Annotated in this window: 28 protein-coding genes; 17 read left to right on the top strand and 11 right to left on the bottom strand. The window is 64.4% G+C overall.

Annotated elements, in window-relative coordinates; genetic code table 11:
* Nucleotides 1-6: 6 nt before the first annotated feature.
* Complete coding sequence (gene rfaE1, locus FJW06_RS22275) at nt 7-1,491, bottom strand: D-glycero-beta-D-manno-heptose-7-phosphate kinase (RefSeq protein WP_140754520.1); 1,485 nt, start codon at nt 1,489-1,491, stop codon at nt 7-9.
* A 154-nt stretch (nt 1,492-1,645) separates the two neighbouring features.
* Nucleotides 1,646-2,278: a LysE family translocator gene (locus tag FJW06_RS22270; RefSeq protein ID WP_140754518.1), complete on the bottom strand. Its 633-nt coding sequence runs from the start codon at nt 2,276-2,278 to the stop codon at nt 1,646-1,648.
* Nucleotides 2,279-2,432: 154 nt separating this feature from the next.
* Here FJW06_RS22270 and rfaD point away from each other — a divergent pair, with 154 nt between their 5' ends.
* From rfaD to waaC, 3 genes are read left to right on the top strand one after another with little or no spacing between them, the layout of a single operon-like run.
* Complete coding sequence (rfaD, locus tag FJW06_RS22265) at nt 2,433-3,383, top strand: ADP-glyceromanno-heptose 6-epimerase (protein WP_140754516.1); 951 nt, start codon at nt 2,433-2,435, stop codon at nt 3,381-3,383.
* On the top strand, nt 3,356-4,363 hold the full coding sequence (gene waaF / locus FJW06_RS22260; RefSeq protein ID WP_140754514.1) for a lipopolysaccharide heptosyltransferase II: 1,008 nt from the start codon (nt 3,356-3,358) through the stop codon (nt 4,361-4,363). The genes rfaD and waaF overlap by 28 nt, the downstream gene beginning before the upstream one ends.
* Nucleotides 4,360-5,334: a lipopolysaccharide heptosyltransferase I gene (gene waaC, locus FJW06_RS22255; RefSeq protein ID WP_140754512.1), complete on the top strand. Its 975-nt coding sequence runs from the start codon at nt 4,360-4,362 to the stop codon at nt 5,332-5,334. The genes waaF and waaC overlap by 4 nt, the downstream gene beginning before the upstream one ends.
* A gap of 140 nt (nt 5,335-5,474) precedes the next feature.
* Here waaC and greA read toward each other — a convergent pair whose 3' ends face one another.
* Nucleotides 5,475-5,948, bottom strand: coding sequence for a transcription elongation factor GreA (gene greA, locus FJW06_RS22250; protein ID WP_027168132.1), 474 nt, complete (start codon nt 5,946-5,948; stop codon nt 5,475-5,477).
* 362 nt (nt 5,949-6,310) lie between these two features.
* Complete coding sequence (locus FJW06_RS22245) at nt 6,311-6,847, bottom strand: tetratricopeptide repeat protein (RefSeq protein ID WP_140754510.1); 537 nt, start codon at nt 6,845-6,847, stop codon at nt 6,311-6,313.
* A 177-nt stretch (nt 6,848-7,024) separates the two neighbouring features.
* Between FJW06_RS22245 and FJW06_RS22240 the strand changes: the two genes are divergently transcribed.
* From FJW06_RS22240 to FJW06_RS22220, 5 genes are all read left to right on the top strand, one after another.
* Nucleotides 7,025-7,450 carry a DUF3775 domain-containing protein gene (locus FJW06_RS22240; RefSeq protein WP_140754508.1) on the top strand — a complete coding sequence of 142 codons (426 nt, stop codon included), beginning with the start codon at nt 7,025-7,027 and terminating at the stop codon, nt 7,448-7,450.
* Between the two features lie 186 nt (nt 7,451-7,636).
* Entirely contained in the window at nt 7,637-8,572 is a 936-nt protein-coding gene (locus tag FJW06_RS22235) for an extensin family protein (RefSeq protein WP_246674780.1), read from the top strand.
* 159 nt (nt 8,573-8,731) lie between these two features.
* The gene (locus FJW06_RS22230; RefSeq protein ID WP_140754584.1) at nt 8,732-9,538 is read left to right on the top strand and encodes an extensin family protein; all 807 of its coding nucleotides are present in this window, start codon (nt 8,732-8,734) and stop codon (nt 9,536-9,538) included.
* A gap of 127 nt (nt 9,539-9,665) precedes the next feature.
* Nucleotides 9,666-10,373 (top strand): LssY C-terminal domain-containing protein, encoded by a 708-nt coding sequence (locus FJW06_RS22225; RefSeq protein WP_140754504.1) that lies wholly within the window; start codon nt 9,666-9,668, stop codon nt 10,371-10,373.
* Nucleotides 10,374-10,542: 169 nt separating this feature from the next.
* Nucleotides 10,543-11,856, top strand: coding sequence for a hemolysin family protein (locus FJW06_RS22220; protein ID WP_140754502.1), 1,314 nt, complete (start codon nt 10,543-10,545; stop codon nt 11,854-11,856).
* Nucleotides 11,857-12,059: 203 nt separating this feature from the next.
* Here FJW06_RS22220 and FJW06_RS22215 read toward each other — a convergent pair whose 3' ends face one another.
* Nucleotides 12,060-13,040, bottom strand: coding sequence for a zinc-binding dehydrogenase (locus FJW06_RS22215; RefSeq protein WP_140754500.1), 981 nt, complete (start codon nt 13,038-13,040; stop codon nt 12,060-12,062).
* A 98-nt stretch (nt 13,041-13,138) separates the two neighbouring features.
* On the opposite strand from FJW06_RS22215, the gene FJW06_RS22210 reads away from it, so the two are divergent.
* The gene (locus tag FJW06_RS22210) at nt 13,139-13,558 is read left to right on the top strand and encodes a helix-turn-helix domain-containing protein (protein ID WP_140754498.1); all 420 of its coding nucleotides are present in this window, start codon (nt 13,139-13,141) and stop codon (nt 13,556-13,558) included.
* A 123-nt stretch (nt 13,559-13,681) separates the two neighbouring features.
* On the opposite strand, the gene FJW06_RS22205 is transcribed toward FJW06_RS22210, so the two are convergent.
* The gene (locus FJW06_RS22205; RefSeq protein ID WP_140754496.1) at nt 13,682-14,047 is read right to left on the bottom strand and encodes an avidin/streptavidin family protein; all 366 of its coding nucleotides are present in this window, start codon (nt 14,045-14,047) and stop codon (nt 13,682-13,684) included.
* 191 nt (nt 14,048-14,238) lie between these two features.
* Nucleotides 14,239-14,844, bottom strand: coding sequence for an NADPH-dependent FMN reductase (locus FJW06_RS22200; RefSeq protein ID WP_140754494.1), 606 nt, complete (start codon nt 14,842-14,844; stop codon nt 14,239-14,241).
* 89 nt (nt 14,845-14,933) lie between these two features.
* Between FJW06_RS22200 and FJW06_RS22195 the strand changes: the two genes are divergently transcribed.
* Nucleotides 14,934-15,302, top strand: coding sequence for a helix-turn-helix domain-containing protein (locus FJW06_RS22195; protein WP_140754492.1), 369 nt, complete (start codon nt 14,934-14,936; stop codon nt 15,300-15,302).
* Nucleotides 15,303-15,792: 490 nt separating this feature from the next.
* On the opposite strand, the gene FJW06_RS22185 is transcribed toward FJW06_RS22195, so the two are convergent.
* Nucleotides 15,793-16,188: an acyl-CoA thioesterase gene (locus FJW06_RS22185; RefSeq protein ID WP_140754582.1), complete on the bottom strand. Its 396-nt coding sequence runs from the start codon at nt 16,186-16,188 to the stop codon at nt 15,793-15,795.
* Nucleotides 16,189-16,376: 188 nt separating this feature from the next.
* Here FJW06_RS22185 and FJW06_RS22180 point away from each other — a divergent pair, with 188 nt between their 5' ends.
* Genes FJW06_RS22180 through FJW06_RS22170 form a run of 3 tightly spaced genes read left to right on the top strand, consistent with a single transcriptional unit; the run spans nt 16,377 to nt 20,109 of the window.
* Complete coding sequence (locus FJW06_RS22180) at nt 16,377-17,993, top strand: GMC family oxidoreductase N-terminal domain-containing protein (protein ID WP_140754488.1); 1,617 nt, start codon at nt 16,377-16,379, stop codon at nt 17,991-17,993.
* Entirely contained in the window at nt 17,990-19,201 is a 1,212-nt protein-coding gene (locus FJW06_RS22175; RefSeq protein WP_140754486.1) for a mandelate racemase/muconate lactonizing enzyme family protein, read from the top strand. The genes FJW06_RS22180 and FJW06_RS22175 overlap by 4 nt, the downstream gene beginning before the upstream one ends.
* The gene (locus tag FJW06_RS22170; protein ID WP_140754484.1) at nt 19,198-20,109 is read left to right on the top strand and encodes an NAD(P)-dependent oxidoreductase; all 912 of its coding nucleotides are present in this window, start codon (nt 19,198-19,200) and stop codon (nt 20,107-20,109) included. Before FJW06_RS22175 ends, FJW06_RS22170 begins: the two co-directional genes overlap by 4 nt.
* Nucleotides 20,110-20,186: 77 nt before the next feature.
* On the opposite strand, the gene FJW06_RS22165 is transcribed toward FJW06_RS22170, so the two are convergent.
* Nucleotides 20,187-21,125, bottom strand: coding sequence for a diacylglycerol kinase family protein (locus FJW06_RS22165; protein ID WP_140754482.1), 939 nt, complete (start codon nt 21,123-21,125; stop codon nt 20,187-20,189).
* 467 nt (nt 21,126-21,592) lie between these two features.
* On the opposite strand from FJW06_RS22165, the gene FJW06_RS30240 reads away from it, so the two are divergent.
* The 3 genes from FJW06_RS30240 to FJW06_RS22155 all read left to right on the top strand — a co-directional run bounded on the left by FJW06_RS30240 (nt 21,593) and on the right by FJW06_RS22155 (nt 23,127).
* Nucleotides 21,593-21,745 carry a hypothetical protein gene (locus FJW06_RS30240; RefSeq protein ID WP_181178502.1) on the top strand — a complete coding sequence of 51 codons (153 nt, stop codon included), beginning with the start codon at nt 21,593-21,595 and terminating at the stop codon, nt 21,743-21,745.
* Nucleotides 21,746-21,950: 205 nt separating this feature from the next.
* Nucleotides 21,951-22,466 carry a hypothetical protein gene (locus tag FJW06_RS22160; protein WP_140754480.1) on the top strand — a complete coding sequence of 172 codons (516 nt, stop codon included), beginning with the start codon at nt 21,951-21,953 and terminating at the stop codon, nt 22,464-22,466.
* Between the two features lie 178 nt (nt 22,467-22,644).
* Nucleotides 22,645-23,127, top strand: a complete 483-nt coding sequence (locus FJW06_RS22155; RefSeq protein WP_140754478.1) for a DUF2314 domain-containing protein — start codon at nt 22,645-22,647, stop codon at nt 23,125-23,127.
* 3 nt (nt 23,128-23,130) lie between these two features.
* Here FJW06_RS22155 and FJW06_RS22150 read toward each other — a convergent pair whose 3' ends face one another.
* Both FJW06_RS22150 and FJW06_RS22145 read right to left on the bottom strand, forming a co-directional pair.
* Nucleotides 23,131-23,286 (bottom strand): hypothetical protein, encoded by a 156-nt coding sequence (locus tag FJW06_RS22150; RefSeq protein ID WP_181178501.1) that lies wholly within the window; start codon nt 23,284-23,286, stop codon nt 23,131-23,133.
* Nucleotides 23,287-23,359: 73 nt separating this feature from the next.
* A complete protein-coding gene (locus FJW06_RS22145) occupies nt 23,360-24,403 on the bottom strand; it encodes a CapA family protein (protein WP_140754476.1) in 1,044 nt (347 codons plus the stop codon).
* A gap of 104 nt (nt 24,404-24,507) precedes the next feature.
* Here FJW06_RS22145 and FJW06_RS22140 point away from each other — a divergent pair, with 104 nt between their 5' ends.
* Nucleotides 24,508-25,764, top strand: a complete 1,257-nt coding sequence (locus tag FJW06_RS22140; protein ID WP_140754474.1) for a hypothetical protein — start codon at nt 24,508-24,510, stop codon at nt 25,762-25,764.
* Nucleotides 25,765-25,828: the final 64 nt, after the last annotated feature.

The following is a 25,828-nucleotide window of genomic DNA, read 5'->3' as shown; positions in this document are numbered from 1 at the left end:
AGACCCTCAGTTTGCGGCACGCAGCTTGCCGATCGTGTTCGTCGTGCTCTTGCCGGCTACGAGGTCGACCAGCACCACGCGCCCGCCCGCCTTCTGCACCACGTCGGCGCCGACAACGGTCTCTATCGTGTAATCCGCGCCCTTGACCAGGATGTCCGGCAAGAGCGCCTCGATGAGCTTGAGCGGCGTATCTTCCTCGAAGACGACGACGGCATCGACCGAGGCAAGCGCTGCCAAAACGCAAGCGCGGTCATGCTGGTTGTTGACCGGGCGTCCAGGCCCTTTCAGCCGGCGCACCGAGCCATCGCTGTTGAGACCGAGCACCAGCCGGTCGCATTGGCTGCGCGCGGCATGCAGCAGGCTGACATGGCCGGCATGCAGGATGTCGAAGCAGCCGTTGGTGAAGCCGACGGTCAGCCCCTCTTCCTTCCATGCCGTCACCATCCTGGCCGCGGCATTGGCGTCAAGAATGGCATCGGTATGAGTCGTCGGCCCGTGCGAGCGGAACAGCGCACCGGACAATTCCTCGACGTTCAGCCGTGCCGTGCCGCGCTTTCCCACCACGACGCCGCCGGCCGCGTTGGCGATGACGGCGGCATGCACCCGGTCGGCGCCGGCGGCGAGCGACAGCGCGAAGCTCGCGATGACCGTGTCGCCGGCGCCGGAAACGTCGAACACTTCGCGCGCCTGGGTCGAGATGTGGCGGGCCTCCTCGGCGGAGACCACGCTCATGCCCTTCTCGCTGCGCGTCGCGACGATGAACTGGAAGTCATGCGCGGCGATCAGGTCGCGTGCGGCGGCGACGATCTCGTCGTCGCCGAACACCTTGCGCCCGACCGCCTCGCCGAGCTCCTTGCGGTTCGGCGTCACCGCCGTGGCGCCGGCATAGCGCGCATAGTCGCGCCCCTTCGGATCGACCAGCACCGGTTTGCCGGCGTCGCGGCAGATCGCGATCAGCTCGCCGGCGACGCCGTCGAGCAGGATGCCCTTGCCGTAGTCGGAAAGGATAACGATGTCGGCGCGGCCAAGCGTCGCCTGGAAATGATCGATGAGCTTGGCCCGCACGGCGGAGGTGAGCGGCTTGATCTCTTCCTCGTCGAAACGCAGCACCTGCTGGTTGAGAGCGCTGAAGCGGCTTTTCGACGAGGTCATGCGATCCTGGCGCTGCAGCAGCCCGTCGGTGTCGACGCCGATCTCACTGAGCATCCGCATCAGATTGTTGCCCGCCTGGTCGGCGCCGATCACCGAAACGGGGATGGCGGCCGCGCCCAGCGAGACGATATTGGAGACGACATTGCCGGCGCCGCCCATGTTGAGCGTCTCGCCTCGTCCATGCAGCACGGGGATCGGAGCTTCCGGCGAGATGCGCTCGATCACGCCGCTGACGAACCGGTCGAGGATGAAATCGCCCACCACCAGCACGGTGACGTCGCCAAACCGGGCGATGGTGCGGTGCAAGGGTTCCGGAGAAGGCGGTTTGTGCTTGATCATCTCGCTCGAGCTATGCCTGAAGACGGCCGGACTTGATTAGGTTTCAGCGCCGGAATTGTGGCGTGGGCTACTCAAGGCGATGCCGATATACCGCAATTCGGGCGAGTGCAACGGCAAGGCCGGATGCGGACCGCAGCCGAAGCCGGCTGGGCGATCAGCTCCTCTGCAGGGCGACATGAACGCCGAGGCCAACCAGCACGGCGCCGCCCGCCCGCTGCATCAGCCGTTGCGCGCGTCCCGAACGCCGCAGCCGGGCGATCACCGCGCCGGCCAGGAACACGCAGACGATGTCGGCCGAGGAGAACATCAGATTGACGATGGTTCCAAGCGCGACGAACTGCAGCCAGACCGGGAACGCCGCCGAGGCATCGATGAATTGCGGCAGGAACGCCATGAAGAAGATCGCCGTCTTCGGATTGAGCACCTCGACGGTGATGCTTTCGAAAAAGGCGCGCCGGGCCGATTTCCGCTCGATGGCCGGCAGAGCCGCATCGCCCTCCGTCCGTTTGCCGAACATGGAGACGCCGAGCCAGATCAGATAGAGCGCGCCGCCGAGCTTGACCGCCAAATAGAGCGGCGGCACCGCATGGAACAGGACGGACAGGCCGGCGGCGGCCGCGAAGACATGCGCATAGCCGCCGAGATGGATGCCGAGAGCCGCCGTCAGCCCCGACCAGCGCCCGCGCGCCATGGTCTGCGCCGCGGCGTAGAGCATAGCGGGGCCCGGGATATAGGCGAAAATCGCGGTGGTGGCGAAAAAAGCGATGAGCAGTTCGGTCGACGACATTCTTGGTTCCCTGATGGTAACTGGGTAGCGAATGCCCACTGAAGCGGGAGCTTTTGCGGCTTCACTGTGATGCACCGGAGCGCCTGCTTTATCGACACTCCCGTCCACCTCCCCTATAAGGGCCGGAATCGGCAACGGAGCAAGGCTGAAAAGCATGATCATCGTCACGGGCGGCGCCGGCATGATCGGCTCCAATATCGTCGCCGCTCTCAATGCCGAGGGCCATGACGACATCGTCGTCGTGGACGATCTCACCGATGGCCACAAGATCGCCAATCTCGCCGACCTTCGCATCGCCGACTATCTCGACAGGGACGATTTTCTCGCGCGGATCGAGGATGGCGGGCTCGGCCGCATCGAGGCCGTCTTCCACCAGGGCGCGTGCTCGACCACCACCGAGTGGAACGGCAAGTTCATGATGGACGTGAACTACGCCTATTCGAAGCGGCTGCTGCATGCCTGCCTCGCTCTGCGCGTGCCTTTCCTCTATGCCTCGTCCGCATCCGTCTATGGTGGCGGTAGCGAGTTCCGCGAGGAGCCCGAATTCGAGCGCCCGCTCAACGTCTATGCCTATTCGAAGAAGCTGTTCGACGATTATGTCCGCCGCAACGTGTTCGACACCGACCATTCGCAAGTGGCGGGCCTGCGCTATTTCAACGTCTACGGGCCGCGCGAAGCGCATAAGGGCGCCATGGCCTCCGTCGCCTTCCATCTGTTCAACCAGGTCGAGCGCGGCGAAAACCCGAAACTGTTCGGCGCCTATGGCGACTTCGGCCCAGGCGAGCAGAGCCGCGACTTCATCCATGTCGGCGACGTGGCGGAGGTCAATCTGTGGCTCTGGAAACGGGGTTCAAGCGGCATCTTCAACTGTGGCACCGGCCGCGCCCAGCCGTTCCGCGCCATCGCCGAGACGGTGATCGACACGCTCGGCAAGGGTGAGATTGAATTCATCCCCTTCCCCGACCATCTCAAGGGCAGCTACCAGAGTTTCACGCAGGCTGATATGTCCCGCTTGCGCGCGGCCGGCTACAATGGCCAATTCCGCACAGTCGAAACCGGCGTCAGGGACTATGTCGAATGGCTGAAGGCCCAACGATCCTCGTGATCGGCCCACGTTGGGTGGGCGACATGGTCATGGCGCAGTGCCTGTTTGCGGCGCTGAAGGAAAAACATCCGCATGCGGCGATCGACGTGCTGGCGCCGGCCTGGGCGGCGCCTTTGGTCAAGCGCATGCCCGAGATACGCAGCCAGATCGATTTTCCGCTGATGCCGGGGGCACTCGAATTCCGCAGCCGCAGGCGCTTCGGCCGCCTGCTGCGCGGCCGCTACCACATGGCCTATGTGCTGCCGGGAAGCTGGAAATCGGCGCTGATCCCATTCTTCGCCCGCATCCCGCGCCGCGTCGGCAATCTGCGCGAGATGCGCTACGGCCTGCTGACCGACATCGTGCCGCTGCCCGAAGCCTTGAAGCGGCGCACGGCGCGCGCCTATTTCGGCCTCGCGCGCGGCGGCACGTTTCATGCGCCGAAGCTTACCGTCGACAATGCCAATCAAGCCGATCTGCTGGCGCGCTTCGGACTGACAGGCAAGAAATTCGTGGCGCTTATGCCCGGCGCCGAATTCGGCCCGGCGAAACGCTGGCCGAGCGATCATTATGCCGGGCTTGGCCGGGAGATGATGGCCAGGGGGCTGGGCGTCGTCCTGCTCGGCTCGAAGAACGATGCCGGCGTGACGGCTGAGATAGCAGCGCTTGCCCCGGGCGCCATCGACCTTGCCGGCAAGACGCGGCTGGAGGACGCCATCGACCTGATCGCCGCGGCAAAGCTTGCGGTCTCGAACGACAGCGGCCTGATGCATGTCGCGGCCGCCGTCGGCACGCCGATCGTCGCCGTCTACGGCTCCACCTCGCCCGAGAACACGCCGCCGCTCAGCGAGCGCTCCGAACTGATCTGGCTGCATCTGTCCTGCTCGCCCTGCCACAAGAAGGTCTGCCCGCTCGGCCATCTCAACTGCCTGAAGACGCTCGATGTCGCCCGCGTCACCGCCGCGGCCGACCGCTTGCTCGAGGTTCCGGCGGCCGCATGAAGGTGCTGATCGTCAAGACATCGTCGATGGGCGATGTCATCCACACGTTTCCAGCCGTCGAGGACGCGGTGCGCAATCGCCCGGACATCAGCTTCGACTGGTGCGTGGAGGAGCCGTTTGCCGGCATCGTGGCCTTGCATCCGGCGATCGGCACCATCCACAAGGTGGCTGTCCGGCGCTGGCGCAAGAGGCTTTTCCACGGCGGAACCTGGCGGGAGATGGCGGACCTGCGCCGCGCGCTCCGCGCCTGTCGCTACGATCTCGTCATCGACGCGCAAGGCTTGTTGAAATCGGCACTGGTCGCCATTCAGGCCGGCGCGCCGATTGCCGGCTTCGATCGGGCGAGCGCCCGCGAGCCTTCGGCGACGCTGTTTTATCAGCGCAAATGTCCCGTGCCGCGCGACCTTCATGCCATCGAGCGCACCAGGCGGCTGTTCGGGCTGGCGCTGGGCTATCAGCCCGATCTGTCGGCGCTCGGGTCCGGCATCGTGCCGCCGGCGGGCGGCCTGGCCGGCGTTGAAGGCAGGACCGCCTTCCTGCTGCACGGCACCAGCCGCGAGGACAAGAAATGGCCGGTCGAGGACTGGATCGAAACCGCGCGCCAGCTGGCCGATCGGCGCTTCACGCCGGTTGCCACCTGGTCGAACGAGGCTGAAAGGAAAGTGGCGGAAGCCATTGCCGCAGCCGTGCCAAGGACGGTGCTGGTCGCGAAATCGCCGCTCGCCGAGATCGCCGCGATCCTGGGCCGTTCGACGCTCGTCATCGGCGCCGACACCGGCCTCACCCACCTCGCAAGCGCCTTCGGCCTGCCGACCGTCGCAATCTTCCTGGCGACGGAACCCGGTCTCACCGGCCCGCGTGGGAAGTTTGCATCGACCTTGCTTGCGCCAGCCGGCGGCAAGGTGACGCCGGCTGATGTGATAGCGGAAGCGGAACGGCTGCTGGCGCTCAGTTCAAAGACGCCAGCGTGACGACCTATTCAGAATTCGCTCTGGCGAGTCGAATGGCATAGTCTTCGAGAACCGGAGCGGAGCGTACTTAAAGTGCATGAGCACCGGAAGCGCAGAAAACTACGCTAGTCGGCCGCCAGAGTAGAATTATCAAAAGGTCCTCAGATAAACTGCACCTGGACGATCTCATACCCACGGGCGCCGCCCGGGGCGTTGACCTCGATGGCGTCGCCGACTTCCTTGCCGATCAGCGCGCGCGCGATGGGCGAGGAGATCGAGATGCGGCCAGACTTCACGTCCGCTTCCTGGTCGCCGACGATTTGGTACGTCTTCTTTTCCTCGGTGTCCTCGTCGACGAGCACGACGGTCGCGCCGAACTTGACCTTGTCGCCCGAAAGCTTGGAGACATCGATGACCTCGGCGCGCGCAATCAGGTCCTCGAGCTCGTTGATGCGGCCTTCATTGTGGCTCTGCGACTCCTTTGCCGCGTGATATTCGGCATTTTCCGACAGGTCGCCATGCGAGCGCGCTTCGGAAATCGCCTCGATGATGCGCGGACGCTCCTCTTGCTGGCGCCAACGCAGTTCTTCCTTCAATGACGCGAACCCCTCGCCTGTCATCGGGACCTTGATCATATGCCTGACCTTTCCTGCTGCCGCCCCCGTTTTCGGGAGCGGCCTTGTCAAAAGGGTACAAAAAGAAAACGGTCCGGCAGCCTCGGGCTAACGGAACCGTCTCACCACAATTTCCCTGAATATAGCAATCTTCGCGCGATTTTCACGCCCAAAAATGAAATTCGGCAAAATGATCACCGCTTTCGCGGGTCCGCCGCGCGCGGCAAACGAAAAACCGGCCGCGATTGCCCGCGGCCGGTTCGAGGAGCAATTCCAGGAAAAGTGTGAGCGGTTTTCCGTTCGGAATTGCGTAACATAAAAAGATAGAGCGGTTCGCCGTTTTCGTAAAACGGTGAAACGCTCTAACGGGCTCGAAGCCCTGTTCAGCTCCTCAGGAAATGATCGATCTGCTCGGACAGCATGCCGTATTCGCGCGAGCCCTTGCCGGTCCGCTTTTCGATTTCCTGGAGCTGCTGCTGCGCGCCGGCAAGATCGCCGATCTGCAGATGCGCCTCGCCCAGATATTCGCGCACCAGCGTATAGTTCGGGTCGATCCTGAGCGCTTCCTCGTAATAGCCGAGGCCGACGGTGACGCGGCCCGAATGGCGGTGAGAATAGCCGAGATAGTTGAGGATGCGCGGATCCTGCTTGTTGGCGGCGAGCGTCAGCACCGAGATTGCCTCGTCATAGCGCCCGGCCATCGCCAGATCGTGTCCGGCCTCGTAGATGCTGTCGTCATCCAGCATGCCATATTGCGGCACGACGCATTTCTTCTTCTTCTTGTCCCAGACCTCACCCTTTTTGCAGGTGGTGGTCGTCTGGCCACCGCTGCTGCCGCCTTCACCAGCTGCAAAAGCCGGCGCAACGAACAGCGGCAGCGCCGCGACAGCCATGACCTGAACAAGCAAACGTCTGCGCATCGAAGCCTCCATGAGCGTGACAATGGCAGATTAACGCCGCTCCGGCGTAGTTTCATCCCGAAATACAGCGGCTGCCGAACTATTTTCGATGGCCGGAAAGAAGCATTTACCTGTGGACGTGACGCGCGCTTTAATTCCGCTATCATCGGGGCCAAGCGCATCACGTGGAGAAGGACCGTGCAGCAGCGCCTCGAGAAGGAGTGGGAACTTTCGATAGATCCGGACACGGTGCGCCTGTTCATCCTCAAGGCGAAGACGCTGAGCGCCGCCGTCAACGAGGACTATGACGACGGCGCCGAGCATGAGGTCGAGTTCGACGGCGACACACATGACAGCCACCACCATGACGGCCTTGTCGAGGAAGCCTCGGAAGACCTTACCGAGGAGGAATTCCGCGAGCTGATCAACGATCTTAACATCGACGAAGCGGCCGAGCTGATCGCGCTCGCCTGGATCGGGCGCGGCGATTATGACGCATCCGAATGGACGGATGCCGTGGCCGCCGCCAGGGAACGTCCCAGGAAACGCACTGCCAAATATCTGCTTGGCCTGCCGATGCTTGCCGACTGGCTGGAGGAAGGCCTTGAAGCCATCGGCGCGTAACGCGCCGGTAACCGATTGTGATCGGCAAGGCTGCCGGTGCAGGCAACTTCGCGACACGACCGCCGTTTCGGGGCGATGGCAACGCTGAGCCTTTTACGATTTTGCAGACTGGCACTGCCTGTAGCGGCCGCGATCCTGCTGGTTACGCCGGCCTCGGCCAAGCATCATCATCGGCACAAAAGGCACGTGCCGCCGGCCAGCCAGAGCGCCGCTCCGGCGCCGGAAACGCCGCCGACAACACCGGTTCCGGGATCGCGTCCCCAGGACATGGAGAACGGCGCCGATAAGTCCGGGCAAGACAAAAGCCGCCTCGACAGCAATGACGACTTCCTCAACCAGGAAAAGTCGCATCCGAAATGGGACACCCGCCCGCCGCGTTCGAAGGGCAGCCAATCCGAGCCGCGCGCGGAATCCGAGCCTGAGACGCCGGACGTGGTGCCGACGCCGCCGCAGAAGCCCGCCGAACTGGAGCCGGAGCCGCCGGAAACCGCGCCGCAACCGCCGGAAAAACCCGAACCGGGGGGCGAGGAAAAAATGCTTCCCGATCCGCGGTCGGCCGAAATGCCAGCCGACCAGATGCCGGCGGAAGAGACCGCATGTCGCGACCGGCTGAAGGCGCTGGGCGTAGAGTTCGAGGAGCATAAGGCCGAGCACGATGCGCAAATCGGCTGCTCGATCCCCTATCCGATAATTTTGAAGACACTCGGCAAATCCATCGGCATCAGCCCCGGCGCGGAGCTCAACTGCCCGATGGCCGAGGCGGCGGCGCACTTCATGCACGACGTCGTCCAGGCTGCGGCCAAGGCCGAACTCGGCGCCGATCTGAAATCGGTCAACCAGGCCTCGGCCTTTGTCTGCCGGCCGCGCAACGGCACCCGGAAATTGTCGGAACACGCCTTCGGCAACGCGCTCGACATCGCGAGCTTCACCTTGTCGGACAGCAGGAACGTCGAGGTCGGGCCGGCGCCGCCGGAGAAGGACGCGAAGTTCCTCGACACGGTGCGCAAGGCCGCCTGCGGGCCGTTCAAGACGGTGCTTGGGCCTGGCGCCGACCCCGACCACGCGCTCCATCTCCACCTCGACCTGGAGCCGCGCCGGCACGGCGGCACCTTCTGCCAATAGGCATAATCTCGGAAGCTTCGGGTCACGCTCCCGACAAGAACAGCGCCCCATTTCCGCCCCATGCGTGAATGCCGGCGCTGATCTTTCCTTTACAATTGGCGGTTAACCTTGTGCCATCTGGGGACAGGATGCCTTTCGATGGCCAGAACACTTGGCGCGATGCTTGCCGTGGCGCCGCGGAACAATTTTGCCCGCTTCGCCGTCGGGTTGGTCGCGGGCCTTGCCATCGTCACGGTATCGGCCTGCACCACGGGTGACGTCTTCGCGCTGCAGCCAGCCGTCGATGTCGGCAGCCAGACGGCGGCCGTGCCGCAGCCCGACGCGCCGCAATATTCCGGCATGCAGCGCCTTGTTCCGTCCAACCCCTACATGACCCAGGCCGCCTATCCGCGCATGGACGAGCCGATGTCGCCGCTCGAGCAGATGCCGGCCAGCGAGATCGACTGCCGCAATGAGCTGAAGCGGATGGGCGTCGTCTATCAGGACATCCAGCCGATCCATGAAGGCCAGTGCGGCATCGACTATCCGGTGAAGGTGACGGCAATCGGCAGCGTCGCCATGAAACCGGCGGCGACGCTGACATGCAACATGGCCGCCACCTTCGCCGCCTGGACCAAGAATGAGCTGCAGCCGGCCGCCCGCTGGCGCTATTTCTCCGGCGTCAAGGCGATCCACCAGGGCTCCAGCTATTCCTGCCGCAACATCGCCGGCGAAGGCGTGCTCTCCGAGCATGGCAAGGGCAACGCCCTCGACGTCATGAGCATCGAGCTCAACAATGGCGACGACATCGACGTGCGCAAGCCTGGCCTGTTCGCTTTCCGCACGCGCGGCTTCCTCAACAATGTGCGCGCCGACGGCTGCGAATATTTCACTACGGTGCTCGGCCCGGGCTACAACTACGATCACCGCAATCATTTCCATTTCGACATCAAGAACCGCAAAAGCGGTTACCGCGCCTGCCGCTGACTCGAAGCGATCGCAAGGCAAACTGCTTCGTCCTCATCCATGTCGCCAGCCTGGCTCCGCAGGCTTTTGCCCCAAAACGGCCAACACCGCATAAAATGGTCGCGCAACAATTGGGGAGCGGGTGGTCGTGGGTGAACGAAGCCTGAGACGGCGGTCGGTGATCTGGCTGGCGGCGATTTGCGCCTTCTATCTAGCGCTCGCCTATCTCGCCGCGCCGGAATTCTGGACTTGGCGCGAACGCGGCTTCCGCACGCGGCCCTTCGAGATGGTGACGCACACGCCGCAGGGCATTCCTGGCGACCCGATCAATGTCGGCCTGGTGGGCGCGGAAAAGGAAGTCGTCCACGCCTTTGCCATTGCCGGCTGGGATACGGCCGACGCCGTCACGCTAAGGACCGCGATCGACATCGGCGAAAGTGTGCTCTTTTCCCGCCCCTATCCAGATGCGCCGATGAGCCGCCTTTTGTTCGAGGGCCGAGCCCAGGACCTCGCCTTCGAGAAGCCGGTCGGCGGCAGCGCCGACCGGCGCCACCACGTCCGCTTCTGGCAGACGGACACGGTTGGTGACGACGGCCGCCCGCTCTGGCTGGGCGCCGCGAGCTTCGATCGCGGCGTCGGCCTCAGCCACGACACGGGCGCCATCACGCATCACATCGGTCCCGACATCGACGCCGAGCGCGATTTCCTCATCGGTGACCTGGATGCCGCCGGTCTGCTGACCTCGACCAGCAAGATACCGGGGATCGGCGCCACCAAGACCGGACGCAATGGCGGCGGCGATCCCTATTTCACCGACGGCATGGCCGTGATCGGCGTGTTGAAGACGCAGCAGTGACGGCTGCGTCACGCGCGCGCTGACGCCGAAGGTACACGTGGTCATCGATGCGCTTGTCGGGCATTTTTCGGCGCCGCTTTGGGATGCCGCCTGAACACTGCGCCTGTCATCTTCCAAAAATACCGGCGGGCTATTTTCGAATGCACTGCAGCAATGCTATTGACCGCCCATGCTTTACGTTGAAATCGCCGTCGTTGCCGTCCTCATCTTGGTGAACGGCCTGTTGTCGATGTCGGAACTTGCCATCGTCTCGTCGCGGCCCGCCCGCCTCAAGGCGATGATCGACCGCAACGTCAAGGGCGCCGGCCGCGCGCTGGCGCTCGGCTCGAACCCCGGCAAGTTCCTGTCGTCGGTGCAGATCGGCATCACGCTCGTCGGCGTTCTCTCGGGCGCCTTCTCGGGCGCGACGCTCGGCGAAAGGCTGGCGCAATATCTGGCCTCGACCGGCATCCGCGAAAACATCGCCGATCCTGTCGGCGTCGGCATCGTCGTCGCTGTGATCACCTATGCCTCGCTGATCGTCGGCGAGCTGGTGCCGAAGCAGATTGCGCTGCGCGATCCCGAGCGCGTCGCCGCCCGAGCCGCGCCCGCAATGACCATCCTTGCCACCATCTCTGCGCCGCTCGTCTTCCTGCTCGACATTTCCGGCCGCGCGGTGCTGTGGCTGCTCGGCCAGGCCGGCGAGACGGAGGAGAAGGTCACCGACGAGGAGATAAAGATGCTGGTCGCCGAGGCCGAGCATCACGGCACCATCGAATCCGATGAGCGCCGCATGATCGCCGGCGTCATGCGCCTCGGCGACCGCGCCGTGCGCGCCGTGATGACGCCGCGCACTGAGGTCGACTGGCTCAACCTGCAATCCGACGAAGCCGCGGTCCGAAAGCTTTTGATGGACACCCAGCACTCGCGGCTGCCGGTCGGCGACGGCAATGTCGACGCCATGGTCGGCGTCATTCAGACGCGCGACGTGCTGGCCGCTCTTTTGGCCGGCAGGGTGCTGGATCCTCGCCAGCATGTGCGCGCCGCCCCCATCGTCCATGACCAGGCCGACGCGCTCGACGTGCTGCAGAGGCTGCGCGAATCCGATGTGCCGATGGCGCTGGTGCATGACGAATACGGTCATTTTGAAGGCATCGTCACGCCGGCCGACATCCTCGAAGCCATCACCGGCGTGTTCCGCTCCGACCTCGAGGCCGGCGAGGAGGAGAACGCGGTCAAGCGCGACGACGGCTCATGGCTGCTCGCCGGCTATATGCAGGCCGACGAGATGGCCGAGGTGCTGGGCATCGACCTGCCGGAGAATCGCGACTATGAGACCGTCGCCGGCTATGTGCTGTCGCATCTCCACCATCTGCCGACGACCGGCGAGTGCGTCGACGCGCAGGGCTGGCGCTTCGAGGTGGTCGATCTCGACGGCCGCCGCATCGACAAGCTGATCGCCACCCGCCTCCCCGACGGCCACCGGCAGGTCGTGCGCCGCTAATGCAATTCCAGGAAAGTGCGAAGCGGCTTTCCGTCCGCAATTGCGTCAAAACATTCTGGAGCTTGGCGACTGCTCCTGAGACCCGCAACCGGCGCCGTCCCGACCGCCAGCTCCCAAATCAAAGAGTCTAACCGGCTGAAAGCCGCCGCGATGCCGCCCTGCGCCAGCCTTGGTGCGCTCCCATGCGAGCATGGAGAAGCGTATCAGGGCAGCAGCACGACCTTGCCAGTGGCGCGACGCTCTTCCAGCAATCGATGCGCCTCGCCTGCCTGATGCAGCTGAAAGCGGCCGCCGATCGCCACCTTCAGCCGGCCGCTCGACGCCAGTTCAAATAACTCGCCCAAACCTGCCCTGAGACTATCAGCGGACAAGAGCGGCAGCAGAGCAAACCCTCTGAGCGCTTGATTGCGGCCGATCATCGCTTCGAGGTCCGAAGCCGGCAATTGAAACCGGCCGAGCGCCGCGAACACCAGCTCGCCGCCGGGCGACAGGAGATCGAGGAACGCCCTGCTCAACGCACCGCCGACGGTGTCGTAGACGATTTCGGCACCCAAGCCGTCGCTCGCTTCGCGGATTCGCGTGGGCCAGTCCGCCGCGCTGGAGTCGATCGCAACATCGGCCCCGAGCGCGAGAACGAAATCGCGCTTGGCGGCCCCGCCGGCCAGCGCGACGACGCGACGTGCACCCTGCCCTTTGGCCAATTGTATCAGCAGCGAGCCGACGCCTCCGGCGGCAGCGGGAACCAGCACCGTCCTGCCGGCAGGAGGACTTTGCCGCGTGAGATGCAAGGCGGTCAGCCCCTGCACCATCAGGGCGACCGCGGCTTCAAACAAAAGCGCATCCGGCAGCGGCACGACGAGGCCGGCGTCGATCGTCACATGGTCGGCATAGCCGCCGAATGGCCGGGCCGACACGAACAGCGGCGCCGCCACGCGGCGTCCGAACAGGCTTGGGTCGACACCCTCGCCGACCGCCTCGACTGTGCCGGCAACTTCGACGCCGGGGAATGCCGGCAGGGCTGGCGTGACCGCGTAGCGATCCGCGCGCATCAGCACTTCGAAGAAGTTGATGCCGGCCGCTTCCACCTTGACCAGCACCTCGCCGGCTTGCGCGGCTGGCGTTGGCACGTCGACGACCTCCAACACCTCCGGGCCGCCGAAACGGTTAAACTGGATGGCTTTCATGGCAGGGCTCCGATCGCTATGGCGGCGGCCGGTCTTTGCCACTATCTGTGCGGTCGCCGCTACACACGGATTTGTCCGCTGCACACCAGGAGGTGACCATGGCCCAAATCACCAAGAAACGCGTAGTCAAGCGACTGCCGATGCTCCCCGCCGAACGCGCGCTGAAAGTGATCTCGGGCCGCTGGAAAGCAGTGATCCTCTACTATCTCTTCGACGGTCCGCGCCGGCTTTCGGCGCTTAAAGCCCTGATGCCCGGCATCACCCAGAAGGTGCTGATCGACCAGTTGCGCGAGATGGAGGAGCATGGCCTCGTCAGCCGCGAGATCTTTGCCGAGATCCCGGTGCGCGTCGAATATCGCGCGACGCCGCTCGGCCTCAGCCTCGAGCCGATCCTGCTGGCGCTCTGCCAGTGGGGCCAGCACCACGCCGATGAGCTCGATGAGCAGGCGCATCTTGCCGACTGCATCATCCGGCCAAGGCAGGCCACCGGGGTTCCGCAAACTAATTCCGCAAACTAAAAAGGGCGGCACAAGCGATGGCTTGGCATAAAGGTCACGCAAATTTCGGCCTGATCGCCAAGCATTGCCAAACGATGGGACATTGGAGCGCAAAGCAAAGGCGCTTAGTGCCGGCTGGCTTGGCTATTCTCGGACGAAAGTGTCGAGACTGGTGCCAAAGGCGCGCCAGGTTCCTACCTGCTTGCGGGAAGCGGTTTCGCCCTCCTTGCCGGTAATGATGCTGCCCGCCACCGTCAGCCACATCGTCTCCAGTTTGCCGTCCCGCAATATGCCGGTGTAGCTCACCGCCGCGGGGCCGGCCGTGCCCTCGCCGGCCGCCGTCACTCCGATCACATCGCCATGCGCGATGCCGGATATCGGCACCGTCTGTCCATAGAAGCTGCTGTCTTCGAGCGCCGTGCGAAACGTGCCTTCTATCCGGCCGCCCTCCTCGCCGGTTATCTCAAGGACGGACCCATACTGATTACGCCATCTGCCAAGCCAAGGCATTCCGCTCCTCCACGACTATACCGACTTCGTTTGCGGCGGATTCGGGCCTGCATCTAACGCGCAGGTCTTGGCGGTCAAGTAACCGCCAAGCCTGCGCGCGACCTAGCAAGGCAGGCAGCCCCAGGGCTTCCGCAAACTAAAAAGGGCGGCGCAAGCGCCGCCCTTCGGGAGGATGAACCCACGCAGGCTCTTTAAGCGGCTTGGGCTTCGCCGGCGATCGCGTCGGCGGCGCGCGCAGCCTTCAGCACCTTCGCCCACCAGGCGATGTCGTTGACCAGCGCGGCTGCGGCCTGGTTCAGATGCTCGAGGTCCTCGAGCTTCTTCTCGCCCTGGCGAACCGCAAGGAAGTCGCCCCAGGCGATATGGACGGCCGACTTGACCGGAGCCATCTGCAACTCGACGGCGATCAGGCGGAGCTGTTCGACCGCGCGCGCGCCGCCGACCGAGCCGTAGCCGACAAAGCCGGCCGGCTTCTTGTTCCATTCATTGGCGGCGTAATCGATGGCGTTCTTCAAGACACCGGTCGGCGCGTGATTGTATTCGGCGGCGGTGAAGATGAAGCCGTCGAACTCGGCGACCTTCTTCTGCCAGCGCTGCGCCACTTCGTTCTGCGACGGCGCCCAGGCGGAGGAAGCGACCTCGTCGAAGAATGGCAGCGGCCAGTCGCGCAGGTCGACGATCTCGACGTCGATATCGGCGTGCGACTTGGCGATCTTGGCGATCCATTGCGTCGGCACATCGGCGAAGCGGGCGGCGCGCGTCGAACCGACGATAATGGCGATTTTGGGCTTGGACATAGGGGCTCTCCTTGCGGGAATTTCAGGTATCGATTGGATACCGGCGCTATATGTGATACTGACAAATTGGCGCGCAAGGAGGCACGTTTTTGTTACTGAGGCACCCGCATATCACCGAGGACTGCCGTGCCGTGTCGGAAATCCTGCAACGGGTCGGCGATAAATGGACGGTGCTCGTGGTCGGCAAGCTGGGCGACGGCGCGATGCGCTTCAACGAATTACGCGCCGCCGTCGGCGGCATTTCGCAAAAGATGCTGACCACCACCCTGCGCGGTCTGGAGCGCGACGGCTTCGTCACGCGCAAGGTGTTTCCGACCATTCCGCCACGTGTCGATTACGAGTTGACCGAGCTCGGTCACGAACTGCTCGTGCCGGTCGGCGCGCTCGGCGAATGGGCGCGCAAGAACACAAATCGGGTCCGCGAGGCGCGCGCGAAATTCGACAGCCGGCAAGGCTGAAATCGCTGTAATTCAAAGGTTTTTGAACCATTGGGTGAACCGTGCGGCTCGGCGCCGGCCCTGTCGTACTTTCCGGCTTTGGCCGGATCCGCTGCGGCCCCGGGGCAGCCTCGCAGGAGTCTCCGCGCAACTCTCTCGACAAGGATGACTGTCTTTGACCGGCCACCGATCAGGCGCTTGGACTGGTGCTGACGCAGCACGTGGCCGAGCAGCTCTCCGACTGCGCGGCCCGCTTGCCGGCCACCGCGTGATCCCGCATGCAGGCGACGCGTGGAAGATCTTTGCTGACCTCCATATAGGCCGTTATGCCAAGCAGGCAGACCAGAGCAATAAGGGCTGCCACGAGCCAGCCGTTCAGCATATGTTGACGCATTGTTTTCCCCCTCGCGACCTCAAACTGGGGCGCGAAGGCAACCATTGGATGTCGCGGAGCGCATCTCCGGCGCGGATGTTGTTACAAAACGGCAAACCTGGGGAGAATCAGGGCCTGTCAGCTCTCGGCCGGAACCGGCTTCGGCTTGCCTTCGCCGTCGAGCGCCACCATGACAAAATCGGCATGGGTGACCTTCTCCATGAGGTCGGAAAGGTAGCGCTGCGCCCAGGCTTCGACCTTGAGCACCATCGAGGTGCGGCCGACGCGCTCGACATGCGTGTAGATGCAAAGCGTGTCGCCGACCTTCATCGGCTTGGCGAAAGACATCTCCTTGACCGCAGCGGTGACCACACGCCCCTTGGCGCGCTCGGCGGCGCGGATGCCGCAGGCAAGGTCCATCTGCGCCATCACCCAGCCGCCGAAAATGTCGCCGGCGGCATTGGCGTCGGAGGGCATGGCGAGCGTGCGCAAGGTCAGATCGCCGAGGGGTTTTCCGTCCGCATAATGCACCATGGCGAAATCCTTAGGAGGTTCGTTGCTGTTGCGTAGCAATGCGACCGCGATGTCGCAAGCTTTGGCGAAAGCGAAATGCTCGCCATTGCGCCGGTCGCTTTTTTCACAAGCCATGCCGGAAGGTCCGGCGACGACGTGAACCGGCAATGTCTAGGCTAGGTGCGGATTTCGGAGCGCGCCCGCTTATCATGCAGACTTATGATTTCATCGTCGTCGGCTCCGGCTCGGCCGGTTCGGTCGTTGCCGACAAATTGTCGGCTTCAGGCCGCTTCTCGGTGCTGGTGCTGGAAGCCGGCGGAACCGACCGGCGCTTCTATGTCCAGATGCCGCTCGGCTACGGCAAGACCTTCTTCGACGCGGCCGTCAACTGGAACTACAAGGCTGAGCCGGACCCAGGGCTCGCCGGCAATGCCGACCACTGGCCGCGCGGCAAGCTGCTCGGCGGCTCGAGCTCGATCAACGCCATGGTCTTCATTCGCGGCGCGCGCGAGGATTTCGACGCCTGGGCGGCCGCCGGCAATCCCGGCTGGAGCTATGACGACCTCCTGGCCGCCTTCAAGGCGATGGAGGACAATGCGGCCGGTGCCGACCAATGGCGCGGCGTCGGCGGCCCCCTGCACGTCACCGATTGTTCGCGCGCCGTGCACCCGCTGACCAAGCGCTATCTTGCCGCCGCCGAGCAGGCCGGCCTGCCGCTCAATCCGGACTTCAACGGCGCCTCCCAGGAGGGCGTCGGCGTGTACCAGATCACGACAAAGAACGGCCGCCGCATGTCGGCCGCGCGCGCCTTCCTGCGGCCGGCGATGAAACGCGGCAATGTCCGTGTCGAGACCAATGCGCTGGCGACAAGAATCCTGTTCGAGGGCAAGCGCGCCGTCGGCATCGAATATGAGCAGAACGGCGAGATCAAGACGGCGCGCGCCGGCCGCGAGGTGATCCTCTCAGGCGGCTCGATCAACTCGCCGCAACTGCTGCAGCTGTCCGGCGTCGGCCCCGCCGCGTTGCTCGGCGATCTCGGCATTCCGGTGGTTCGCGCCAACGACAATGTCGGCGCCAATCTGCAGGACCATGTCGGCATCAACTACACGTTCAAGGGCAAGCTGCCGACGCTCAACCAGATCCTGCGGCCCTGGTGGGGCAAGCTCCTGGTCGGCATGCAATACATCCTCTTGCGCTCCGGTCCGCTGTCGCTGTCGATGAACAATGCCGGCGGCTTCTTCCGAACCGACCCATCGATGACGCGGCCGAACATGCAGCTCTATTTTCAGGCCTTCTCGACCGTCATCCCGAAGAGCGGCGAACGGCCGATCCTGACGCCCGACCCCTGGCCGGGCTTCTCGATTGGCCTGTCCAACTGCCGGCCGTCGAGCCGCGGCGAGATCATGATCCGCTCGAACGATCCGCGCGACTATCCGAGGATCACGCCCAACGCCTATTCGACCAACGCCGATGTCGACGAGATGCTGGCGGCGGTGAAGTTCGTGCGCAGGATCGCCGCGATGCCGGCCATGGCTGAGATCATCGAGGAAGAGGTGCTGCCTGGACCGTCGATCCGGTCGGACGCCGACCTGATCCAGGATTTCAGGAAACGCTCGGGCACCGTCTATCATCCGGTCTCGACCTGCCGCATGGGGCCGGACGCGTCGCGCGCCGTCGTCGATCCGCGGCTGAAGGTGCATGGGCTGGACGCCTTGCGCGTCATCGACGCTTCGATTTTCCCCGATAACATCACGGGCAACACCAACGCCGCCGCGATCCTGACCGGATGGAAAGGCGCCGACCTGGTTCTGGAGGATCACAAATGAAAATCACCGACGTGAAGACCTGGGTTGTCGGCAACCCGCCGCCCGGCATCGGCGGCAAGTATTTCATCTTCGTCAAGCTCACCACCGATGGCGGCGTGGTCGGCTATGGCGAGGCCTACAACGCCACCTTCTCGGCGCATGTCACCGCCAGGATGATCGAGGACATGGCCGAGCGCTATCTCGTCGGCCGCGACCCGCACGACATCGAGAACTTCTTCCGCCGCGCCTATTCCTCCGGCTTCACCCAGCGCCCCGACGTTTCCGGCATGGGCTGCTTCTCGGCGCTGGAGATGGCCTGCTGGGACATCATCGGCAAGGAAGCCGGCAAGCCGGTCTACAAGCTGCTCGGCGGCCAGGTGCATGAGACGCTGCGCTCGTACACCTATCTCTATCCGCACACCGGCAGCGTCCATTCGGAAGATGCGCGCGGCAAGAACGTCTACAACGACCCAGGCCTGGCTGCCGCCTGCGCGCTCGAATATGTGGAGCAGGGCTTTAATGCCGTGAAGCTCGACCCGGCCGGCCCCTACACCGCCTATGACGGCCACCAGCCGCGCCTGATCGACATCGACCTGTCGGCGCGCATGATCAAGGCGATCCGCGAAGCAGTCGGCAACAGGGCGGACATCCTGTTTGGCACGCATGGCCAGTTCACCGCATCGGGCGCCCTGCGCATGGCGCGCGCCATCGAGCCATACGATCCGCTGTGGTTCGAGGAGCCGGTGCCGCCGGATATGCCGGAAGTCATGGCGCAGGTTGCACGCGGTACCTCGATCCCGATCGCCACCGGCGAGCGGCTGACGACGAAATTCGAGTTCGCCCGCATCATCGAGAACCGCGCCGCGACCATCCTGCAGCCGGATCTCGGCCGCTCCGGCGGCATTCTCGAAACCAAGAAGATCGCCGCCATGGCCGAGGCCTATCACATCCAGGTGGCGCCGCACTGCTATTGCGGCCCGATCGTGGGCGCCGCCAACATCCAGCTGGCGGTGACGCTGCCCAACTTCCTCATCTTGGAATCGCTGAAGCAGTGGGACGGTTTCCACGCCACCCTGCTCAAGAAGAAGATCGAATGGCAGGACGGCAACGTCATCCCGTCGAAAGAGCCTGGCCTCGGCGTCGAGCTCAACGAGGACGTCTGCGACGCGCATCCCTATAGCGGCAAGGACCTGCATCTGCAGATGATGCAGACGCCGCTGATGCCGTGACCCTCGCTTACGCCTTCATCGGCCTTGGCAATCTTGGTGGCAACCTCGCCGCCAGCCTGCTGCGCAACGGCTTTGCCGTCAGCGTCTTCGACCGCGATCCGGCGGCGGTCGAGCGCCTTGTCGCGCTCGGCGCCACGGCGGCGGCGAGCCCCGCCGAGGCCGCCGCCCGGGCGGGCAATGCCATCACCTGCCTGCCCTCGCCGAAGGTCAGCGAGGCGGTGCTCGCCGCCCCCGACGGACTGCTCCAGGGCCTGCCCGCGGGCGGCGCCTGGATCGAGATGTCGACCAATGGCCGCGACGAGATCCTGCGGCTGGCCGCCCTTGCCTCGGCCAAAGGCATCGAGACGCTCGAATGCCCGGTGACCGGCGGCGTGCATCTGGCCGCGGTGGGCAAGATCACCGCGCTCGTCGGCGGCGACGCCGCGCTCTATGAGCGGCACCGCCCGGCCATAGAGGCGATGTGCGCGAAGTCCTTTCTGATGGGTCCCGTCGGCGCGGCGGCGGTGATCAAGGTCATCACCAACATGCTGGCCTTTATCCACCTGGTTGCCGCCGGCGAGGCGCTGATGCTGGCCAAGCAGGGCGGGCTCGACCTCGCACAGGCCTATCACGCCATCGTTGCCTCTTCCGGCAACAGCTTCGTCCATGAGACCGAAAGCCAGCTCGTGCTCAACGGCTCCTACGACATCGGCTTCACCATGGACCTAGCGCTGAAGGACCTTGGCTTCGCGCTCGCCATGGGCAGGGATTTCGGCGCGCCGCTCGATCTGGCGACACGCGTCAACGCGATCTTCGAGGAGGGCAAGCGCGCCTATGGCGGCGATGCCTCGTCGACGCAGATCGTCAAGCTGCTCGAGGATGCGGTCGGCACGGAGCTTCGCGCGCCGGGCTTTCCGGCCAGGCTCTAGCCGTGCTCCGGCAAAAATTAGCCAGCAATTTCAATCAGCTGGCGTTACCAGCTGAATCAAGCCCTCAGCCAATTGATTCAACACCTCAGCGTCAGCGCGCCGGGCAGGATCTCGAACGTCGCCGGAATCCGGCCAGGCGACTCGCCGTCTATGTCGACCAGCGCGCCATTCTTCTCGATATCGCCCAGCGGCTCGACCAGCACCTTGCGCCCACGCAGGATGGTGATCGCCGGATGGTTGCGGTGGCGGCCGCCATAGAGCAGCCGGATGTCTCTTACCAGCCCGAGCTTGTTCGCCGCCCGCACGATGACGATGTCGAACTGTCCGTCCGATAGCTCGGCGTCCGGCGCGATCATCATGCCGCCGCCGAAGAATTTGCCGTTGGCGACCGCCACCAGCGCCATGCGCGCCTCGACCGGCTCGCCATCGTCGATGGTGATCCTCACGTCCTGGAAGCGGTAGCGGACGAATTCGAGCACCGTGCGCCAGAAGAACAGCGCCTTGGTCGAGACCCTGCCCTTGCGCTTGTCGGCATTGACGGCGCGATCCGTCGCGCCGGACAGGCCGAGGCTGGCGATGTTGATGAAGTGGCGGCTGGCCAGCTTGCCATGATCGTCGACGTAGCAGACCCGCCCGGCGTCGACTTTTCGCGCCTTGGCACCGGCGATCCGCTTCAGCGTGGCATCGATGCCGCGCGGCAAGCCGAGCCCGCGCGCGAAATCGATGCCGGTGCCGCATGGCAGAAACCCGAGCTCGCTCGTCCTTCCGATCTCGTCCTGCGCCTGCAGCAGCCCGTCGGCCACCTCGCTGGCAGTGCCGTCGCCGCCAGCCGCGATCACCAGTTCGCATCCACCGGCGGCGAGGTCGATCGCCAGCCGCTCGGCGTCGCCGGCGGCTTGCGTCTCACGCAGGTCGAAACCGCCGAAATTCGCCTTGAGCGACGCAGCCGCCTCCGCCCAATGCCGCTTGAGCCTGCCGCCGCCGGCTATCGGATTGAGAACCACTCCGACTTTCAAGTCGACCTCCCCCGAGGCAAGTCGCGCAAAATGCGCGGCGGCACCTGTGCGGGCACCCAAAGTCTTTTGCCGGCCCAAACTCTTTTGCCGGCATTGAAACGCGGACGGGTCGGCGGAGCAAGACTTCAAACATCCAAGATCGCTAAAAAGCGGGGCAGGCTGTCTAAGGGGTTCGGCCGCCGAATTCCGGGGCTTTTGCCGTTGGTCCCCGATAATCCCGCTATCCACAGGCGGGCGGGCATTCCCTGAACCCCTTGCCCGGCGTAGGTTCAACCCATCTCAGGCGGCCACTGAACGCCCCAGCCGAAAGGCAAAAGCGCAAGGCGGATTCCTGAGGCCCGTACGGCCCGAAAACGAAAGCAGGTTCGCCCGCTGGATGGACGGATGCCGAGACCTACGGGTGCCGCGGAAAGCGTGCAACGCCGACGGCGGACCGATGCTGCCATAAAGGCCGGGAAAAACCTTTGATGGCACGCTGGGTGAAGCCCGCCAGGATGGAGATCGACGTGGTCTGGAACGGGCGCTGCCTTCGGGTGGCGACTGGCAGGACCGTCAAAATCAAGGCCGGCCTGGCGCGACGACTTTACGGAAGTTGCTGCCTTGACCGGTTCCTGATCTGACAGGGAGGCGCTGGGAGAAATCCCAGCGCCGACTGTCTTTTTGGGGGTAGCCAAGCCTGCCTGAGGCATTTCGGTCACAGTCGCGGGCTGAGCAACCTTCGGAAATGTCCCGTCATCCATATTTCACAATCGCGGCCAAATCCCGCCTTGTTCGGCATGGATTGATGCAAGTGGGGAATGGGAGCGATTTCGAAGGGACAAGACCGTGATCAAGACCGCCCTTGTCGCCATGACCATCGTCGGCTGCGACTGCGACGCCAAGCTCTGCGAATATATCGGCGAGACGCCGGCCAAATGGGCGACGATCGCCGACTGCGAAGCGGCGATGAAGAGCCAGATGCTGCGCCAGCGCAATTTCAACTATCCGCTGGTTTCAGGCATCTGCCGCGTCAAGGGCTCTGCCTCTTCCTCCGAGCTTGCCGCGAAAGCCTCCAGGCCGGATCTGAAACCCAGGAGCCGCGTCGTCGAAACCATTGCCCCGCTGCCACCCGAGTTGGACCATCGCCCGAGCGTTCCGGTCGGCGGAACGGTAACCGCCGGCGAAACGGAATCGGCGAAGCCGGTCGCCTTCGACAGATCGGTCGATGGCGGCCGCGCTGTGCTTTACCGCACCAAGGCCGGCTATGCCGTGGTCCAGACCGATCTCAGCCGCGCCGCCGGCGCGACGGTGGACGCGGCGAAGCGGTCGGCAAGCTGGCTGGCCGGTCTGACCGGGCTGTAAGACTGCTCAAGATTCAGGTCGGCCCGAGCTGAAGCCATTCCCTTATCGTTGCCCGATGACAATGGGCGTGGGGCCGCTTCGCAGCTGCAGATCGGATTGATGCTGCAGATCGGATTGATAAAGCCGACACATTACCCGAAGATAATGCGCGAGGATATTGGCCTTGACCGGGGGGATCATGACAAGTGCCGTTCGTATCGCGCTATGCCTGCTGCTGGCGCTCGTTCCCTTGCACGCTCGCGCGCAAAGCGAAGACAAGGCGATGATGATCGCCTCCGACGACGCCGAGATGGCGGCGGCGATCGAGAAGGCGCGGTCGAGCCTCGATGAATTCCTGGCTTTGTCCGACACTCCGCCGCCGGGTACCGGCAAGTTCAAGCTCAAGGTGATGATCGCCGATGGGGATGCGACGGAGCATTTCTGGGTCATCCCTTTCAAGCGGACCGAGACGGGCTTTGTCGGCATATTGGCAAACGAGCCGGAAATCGTCCGCAACGTCGTCCTCGGCCAGAACATCGAATTCACCAGGGACGATATTTCCGACTGGGGCTACACCAGGAACGGCCGTCAGGTCGGCAGCTTCACCGTCTGCGTGATGCTCAAGAAGATGTCGAAGGAAGAGGCCGAGTACATGCGCACCCAACACGGCTTCGACTGCTGAAGCCTATCTGGCAACCTCGTCCGTCGCGCCGATCTTGCGCACCAGCGCTGCCGTTGCCAGCATCGCGCCGAGATCGGCGATCATCGGCGCGACATGCGCGTTGTAATCGATCGGCTGCGCAATATCCGGAAGCTCGAAGAAGTTCTTCGACCGCGGCATCAACAGAAAGCCGTCGCTGCCCCATGATAGCGCTTTTCACGCGAAAGTCGCCTGCGCTTGCGACGATCGGCGGCTACGTCCCCGACGCGGGAAAGATCGCTTCCAGCCGGGACGCGACCCGCTGCTTGAGCGCGCCATCCAGAGCCTCGACCGGCACCAGCCGCTCATGGCCTTTATCGGCGAGGCGCATGAAAAAATACTGCCGGTAGGCGGCGATCATGCCGCGCGTGGCCGGATCGGCGCTGGCATCGACAACGAAAATGGAGCCGACACGTGCCGGCCATGGCAGCCTGGCAAAGGCTGTGCCGAGAAAATCGCCAAGACCGTAGGCGATCGCGCTGCCGCCGATGCGCTCGATGGGCTGCACGACATGTGCGTGATGCCCGACGACCAGCCGGACACCGTGATCCGCCAGCCGCCTCGCCAGCGCCCGGGTCGCAGGCCGTGGAAAATGTCGGAACTCCCAGTCCCAATGCGGCACCGCGCAAGTGAGGTCGATGCCGGAAACGGTGTCACTCGGCCATTCGGCGGCACGCATCGAGATACGTTCTTCGAACGGCGCGGCGTCCGTGTTGCGCCAGAGCGTGAAAGCCGCAAAGCCGATCGTCAGCGAACCGGCCGCATGACGCTGTACAGGTCCGCCGGCAACCGTGCCGATGGTCCGGATCCCGAGCCGTTTCAACGCGGCGAGCGTTTCCTCGAAACCGGCGATGCCCTGATCGAGCACATGGTTGTTGGCCAGGGACAGCACCAGCCTGTCGCGCGCGATGCCGGCGGCTGCGAGCGCATCGGCCAGGAAACGCTCGCTCATCGCGTGATGCGTGCCGAGCCGTGTGCCGATCACCGCATGTGCGCGCTCGACGATCGGGCTTTCGCAATTGCCGACCACGAGATCGGCGGACGAAAGCAGCGCGGCGATCGCCGGATCGCATTCCGGCGCATCGCGATTAGCAACCGCCGAGATGTCGCCGACGAACGCCAGCCGGACCTTCCGCGTGGGCTGCGGATCGAGCAACATCGCCGCAGGTGCCGCGAAACCGTTGCTGTCGCCCGCAAGCGACGGTCTCAGCAGGCGCGGCAGCCACGACAGTTTATAGGCAAGCGGATAGTTCGACACGGGCCCATCCAGTTTCGCCCTGTGTAGACTGTCTGACGGGCCGGTTGAAGCGGGTCATCCCGGGCGGACCGAAATGCGTGTATGCTCGCCTGCAGCGGAGGGCGATGACGATGCTTAGAGCGATCCTTGCAGCAGCCTTGTTTGCAGTCCTGCCGGCGTCTTTTGCCCGGGCGGAAATGCCGGACGCGGCCAAGTCCATGTTCGAGGCGAAGAGCGTGGCCGAGCGGAACACGGCGCTGTCGACATTGGAGGCGGCTGCGGCGAAGGACCCGGCCTCGGCCTATGCGGCCGGCGCCGGCGAATTCTTCACCGCGCTCGAGCTTCTCGCCGGCGGCCTGCATCGCCACGGTTTCGAGAGCCCGAAATCCTTTATGCTGCCGCTGATGCAGCTGCCCGTGCCCGACAATCCCAACCCGCAGCCGCTGACTTACGAAGAATTCCGCGCCATCCTTGTCGCCTTCCGCGACCGGCTGGAGAAATCCGCCGCCATGCTGGGCTCAGTCCCCGCCAACGCCGACATCGGCATGGTGGTCGATCTCACCCGCGCCGGTATCGATCTCAACGAGGACGGCACGATTGCGCCGGACGAAAGCTTCGCCGCCATCATGGCGTCGCTCTCGCGAGGCGGCATCGACACGAGCAACGCCGCGCCTTCGCTCACCTTCCGCTTCGACCGCGCCGACGGTTTCTGGCTGCAAGGCTATGCCGAGTTCCTGATGGCGCAGGCCGATTTCTGGCTGGCGCATGATTTCCGCAACGCCTTCGACGGCTCGTTCCACATGCTGTTCCCGCGCGCCAAACTGCCGCTGCAGGACGCGCTGGTGCCGCTGGACGGTGGCATGAGTGGCAACATGTTCGCCTCGGAATGGCGCTTCGCCGACTTCATCTCGCTGGTGCATCTGGTCAACTGGCCGGTGATCGAGCCGCAACGCCGGCAGGCCGCGCGCCGCCACCTGCTGGAGATGATCCGGCTGTCGCGCGAGGACTGGAAGGCGATCCTGGCCGAGACCGACAATGACCGCGAATGGCTGCCGGGACCGCAGCAGAAAGGCGTCAACCCGCTGACCGGCCTCGAGGTCGGCGAGGAGCAGGTGCAGGCCTGGCTCGCCACGCTGACGGTGGCGGAGGATCTTCTCGAAGGCCGCGTGCTGCTGCCGCATTTCCGCATCACCGGCAAGGGCATCAACATGAAGCGCTTTTTCGACGAGCCGAAACCTTTCGACCTCGTCCTGTCCATCACCGGCCCCGGCATCGCGCCCTATCTCGAAAGCGGCAAGATTCTCACCAGCGACGATTTCGACCAGATCCAGCGCGAGTTCGGCGGCGCCGGATTTTTGACCTTCGCGCTGTGGTTCAACTGAGTCTTGGGTTCCTCGCCCCCATGAAATGGGGAGAGGTGGCTCGGCGAAGCCGAGACGGAGAGGG

Source organism: Mesorhizobium sp. B4-1-3, assembly GCF_006439355.1.
In the GTDB taxonomy this organism is placed as follows: Bacteria; Pseudomonadota; Alphaproteobacteria; order Rhizobiales; family Rhizobiaceae; genus Mesorhizobium.
This window is presented reverse-complemented; position numbering and strand designations above follow the sequence as displayed.